This window comes from Arachidicoccus sp. (genome assembly GCF_050436765.1).
GTDB lineage: Bacteria > Bacteroidota > Bacteroidia > Chitinophagales > Chitinophagaceae > Arachidicoccus.
Genome location: NZ_JBNQGD010000112.1, coordinates 1 through 4,780 on the forward strand (window position 1 = coordinate 1; position 4,780 = coordinate 4,780).

General features: G+C 41.3%; 4 protein-coding genes. All 4 read right to left on the minus strand.

What is annotated here, in order from left to right:
• Positions 1-26: 26 nt before the first annotated feature.
• Positions 27-1,766, minus strand: coding sequence for a glycoside hydrolase family 30 protein (locus ACQR30_RS04555; RefSeq protein WP_429731894.1), 1,740 nt, complete (start codon positions 1,764-1,766; stop codon positions 27-29).
• 119 nt (positions 1,767-1,885) lie between these two features.
• The gene (locus tag ACQR30_RS04560; protein ID WP_429731897.1) at positions 1,886-2,983 is read right to left on the minus strand and encodes a glycoside hydrolase family 16 protein; all 1,098 of its coding nucleotides are present in this window, start codon (positions 2,981-2,983) and stop codon (positions 1,886-1,888) included.
• Between the two features lie 85 nt (positions 2,984-3,068).
• A complete protein-coding gene (locus tag ACQR30_RS04565; RefSeq protein ID WP_429731900.1) occupies positions 3,069-4,439 on the minus strand; it encodes a PKD domain-containing protein in 1,371 nt (456 codons plus the stop codon).
• A gap of 40 nt (positions 4,440-4,479) precedes the next feature.
• Positions 4,480-4,780: RagB/SusD family nutrient uptake outer membrane protein (locus tag ACQR30_RS04570; RefSeq protein WP_429731903.1), on the minus strand; the 301-nt coding region annotated here is incomplete at its 5' end.

Genomic DNA, 4,780 nt, shown 5'->3' on the forward strand with positions numbered 1-4,780 from the left:
TATATTTTTTCATTATTCTATTTTTATTACCAAACAAAAGTTGCGACTGCGCCTGCGGGTAAGGTAGGTGATACTATCTGCCCATTAAACTGAATATTAAAAGTCGTGCTTGTTATAGCGGTGTTTAATACAATCAATACCTTTTTCCCATTAGGTGTTTGAAAAGCCACATTCGGCAAATTCACAACCGATGTTGAAGCGATACGCACCGAACCGGGACGCACAAATTTTGCTGCATGCGCTACTATGTAATAACTTTGATTTCTTTGCACTACGGAACTGCCGCTAATGGTCACCGCTCCCAAACAATTTGAGCAACCGCCACTTAAATGTGGTTGATAATTGGGATCGGATGCGAGGTTCCATTCCAGCGCGTTTCTGCTCCAATTTGCTGTGGCTCCGATGATTACATTTTGAATATGCCATTTCAGATCCCCGCCGAAGCTTCCATTTCCAAATGTAGCCTGCTCTGTAAAATAGATATTTTTATTGGGATATTGGTCATGAACCGATGACATTGTGTTAATTTGGCCGCCGTATAAATGAAATGCGGAACCATCTACTAGGCCATAGGTTTTTGGATCACTCAATATATTAGTTGCATATTCCGGATGATCCAAGTTATGGTCATATACTACAATCTTTGTACTTATGTTATTTGTTTGAAATGCAGGTGCTAAATAATTTTTTACAAAATCGTTTTCTGCGGTATCCACCATCAGCATAGATGGGTTGTTGTAGGCATTCAGTGGTTCATTTTGAGGCGTAATTGCATCAATGGTAATCCCAGCGGCGGCCATTGCCTGAATATACTTTACAAAATAACGTGCGTAGATATCATAGCAGGCTGGTTTCAAAATACCCGGTGTAGCACCACCTCCATAAAGGCTGTTATTGGTTTTCATCCAAGCAGGTGCACTCCATGGAGTAGCAATAATCTTGATGGCCGGATTTAAGGCTATTATTTTTTGCAATATAGGAATCAGATCTGACTTTTCTTTTTCGATCGTAAAATTTTGTAGGGTTGAATCCCCGGGTGTGTCATCATATGTAAACGCCGTTGCACTCAGATCGGATGCGCCAATACTTAAACGTAGGTAGCTGACACCGATATGGGTAGAGTCTGCAAGAAAGAGTTCTCTTAAGAGATTCTCTTTTGTTGTCGATGCAAGACCATTGATAAGCGAAGCGCTTCCGCCGGTAAGTGCGTAGCCGAAACCATCAATGGTTTGGAATTGTTTGGTGCCATCAACAATGATAGTCGGATTACCGTTGTTGGCCGAAGCAAAATTCAGTGCTACATTCTGCTGTTGAAAGAGTGCTGTCTTGTCTGGCGTTGTGAGCCAATAGGCCACGTCTGTTTTCACGTAATCACAATATACCGAAACCGATATTATCGAATCTTTTTTGACAGACCCATTGTACGCAATTACCTGTATCGGATAAGTAGTGGTTGTTCCGGGGTTAGCAGTAAACGAATAACTTGCTGTACCTCCCTTGGAATTAGTCAACGTAAAAGTCTTGTTACTCTCGGTAGGTAAGATAATCTGGTAAGTGGTGGCATTGGTTGCCGACACGCTAATATTAACTGTTCCACTTCCATCGCCGTTAGGCGCAGAACCCGAGACTCCAACTATTTGGGTCAAAATCTGTAAATTGGTGGGGGCCTTGGCGCTCTGCGGGATATCATTTTTTGAACAGGCGTAGGAAAAAACTATCGACAGTAAACTTGCTCCGATAATGCGGGCTTTATTAAAGAAATTCATTCAAAAATATTTGTTTAATTATTTAGATACATAGATAACTCGAAAATCACCGACTAACACGGTTTTTGACAATCGTTGCGAAAATCTGTTTTATTCGTGTCATCTGTGTGCTAAAAAGTTTAATTGTACACTCTTATATAATCTACATACATAGTTGAACCTGATCCGCGGTTAATTGGATTGCCACCCATATCTCCGCCGACCGCTACATTGAAAATAAAGAAGAAGGGTAGGTTGAATGCCGTACCTGAATTATTCGCCAGACTGTCGATCTTTATGCCATCAACATAGAATGCAATGTGGTCCTTTCGCCAATTCATTGAATAGACGTGGAAGTCGGAAGTGGCACCTGATACTTGAAGTTTCTTATTGGTATCGTGCCTGTTGGCACTAGTTCCCCAGTGTAATGAACTTCCCACAACATTGAGTCCCCAAGTATTTATTGCAGCCTCCATCATATCTATTTCACCGCAAGCTGGCCAACCCACAGTGCCAATATTGTTGCCCAACAGCCAAAGCGCAGGCCATGTACCTGGATCACCCGGGATCTTTGCCCTTATATCTATTCTTCCATAGGTAAAGGAATATTTACCCGAAGTATTTATTCTGGCAGAAGTATAATTGAATCCGCTGTTGTTGTAATTGGGAGAGTGGAGCGCCGTTATTTGCAGGTATCCGCCGTTTACGCTTATATTTGCCGGGTCGCTGGTATAGTATTCAACTTCATTGTTTACTTTTAAGTTTCCTCTTTCGTAGTTCCAAATGCTGGTATCCAACTTCGTACCGTTAAACTCATCGGACCATACAACATTCTGTCCGATGGGATTGCAATAGACCGTTACATATACGGTGGTATCTTTTTTAGCAGCGTTGTGATAAGCCGAAATATTTATAGGATACTTAGTAGTCGTTCCCGGTGCAGAAGTAAAAACACATTCAATCGTACCACTCGAACCTGACAGCGTATATGTTTTATTACTTTCGGTAGGAAGCACTATTTGAAAGGCGTTAGCATTGGTGGCTGAAAAGGAAAGATCGACTTTTCCGCTTCCGTCCCCGTTGGGTGTAGAAGGATCTGCGCCAATGACCTGAGCATTTATACTAAGATTGGTTGGCTCCCCACTATTTTTAGGTGCGCTGCTATTTTTTGAACAGGCAGCCATTAAAAAAACAGATAGTACGGGAATGAACACCGCTCTATAAATTTTATGATTCATTTTTTAAAAAGTTTATTTCCTTTCTTTGTAAATTAAGCCTCTGACAAGACTTGAAATCTTGCCAGAGGCTTAATTAAAAACAGTTTTAACGATTTGACCTAAACCTAAATCCCCAAGCAACCCCATTTTCATTAATCCCTAAAATGAGTTCATCATAGGTTGCTCCAGTAACTGCATCCGTTAAATTATTTGATATTTTCAGCACATCATACGTTTTAGACGTTACTGTAGGAACCGTCTCATCTCCGCTAGCGGCTTTATCAGGTAATCCGATATGAGCGCCTACGCCAAATACAGTGATTGTTCCTAATCCCATAGCACCACCGGAAGTAGTAATAGAATACGTAAAAGTGCCACTACCCCAAGGCTTCAATGCCGGTATCAAGTTATAAAGTGCAGTAGAAATAGGAGTTGGAGTGCTGCTAGACGCGATTATTTGAGAAGAAGATTTAATTGCTGAATCTCTAGAAGATGCATAAGTTCCCAAATAGCCGTCCCATGGGCTCGGTAAAGCTTTAGTCCAGGTAGATCCGGCGGCATCTAAATACACTGTATTATTATCATTAAAATTCATTTTTTTATCAGTAGTAAACGTGTATTGATCGTCCAAATAACCATCGCGACCAGTGCTATCTGCAATTTCTGCAGTGCCAAATTGCCACCAAGATCCGCCAGTGCCATTCATTGCTTTTAACACGTCAGCTAAATTATCCCAAACTACACAAGAAGCAACAACCCTATTTGGCATCCAGGTTCTCTTAGTAAGCCCTATTCCGGACCCATCTAAAATACCAAAAATACCATTAGGATCCAGGCCATAAGGATTATCCTGTGCTATGGTCACAGTTTGTGTAGCAGCACTCGTGAGGCCGCCATTTCCGGTGGAGGTTAATTTTACGGTATAAGTACCTGCACTCGGTATGGTTACCTTTACTGTATCTCCTGTAAACGTGCCTATGCTACTACCATCGGAGCCGTTGATCGTCCAACTGGCGCTTTTACTGTATAAGCTGGTGTTGATCAATTCAAGGTTTTGCGGATTTGCAAAATTAGATGGTGTCAACATTTGAGATTTGAAACTTGCCTTAACGGTATAAGGATTATCCTGCGTTACCTTTATTGTTTGCGAAACAGAATCAGTGCCGCCTTGTCCCGCTACAGTCAATTGGACAGAATAATTTCCGGCATTTTGTACTACAACCTTTACCGTATCTCCTTTATATCTTCCGATACCCGGAATATTCCAGTAAGCAATACTTGGTGTTGGCGTAGTATTGATCAATTCAATATTCCATGCTGTTGAATCACTTGTGGGCGTTAACGCAACACTCGTAAAACTGGCTGATGGAAGGGCCCCTAGGGAGGGGTTTTTTTTCTGGCAGGAGCTAAAGAATAAACTCGCCGTCGAAACAATCATCCCGAATGAGATAATTATTTTAAAATTTCTTCTATTCATATTGTGATCAATTTATAATTAATAAATTTATAATTAATGATTATTGAGGATAACCATAATTTTGTTTGAAATTCGGGTTTTGCATGTCTCTGTAAGAAATAGGAAATAGTTCATTCTTCCCGACTGTAAAGCCTCTCGAAGCTAATGCTGTGGCTGCCTGTCCTGTACGTACCAGATCGAACCAACGAGTTCCTTCGCCCATCAATTCCAAACGGCGTTCATCATATATATTTTGCGATGTAAGAGCAATTAAAGGTGTAGCACCAGCTCTTAAACGCACAGCATTTACAAGTGCCAAAGCACGAGAAGCGCTCCCGCCACTTTTCAACAACGCTTCGGCC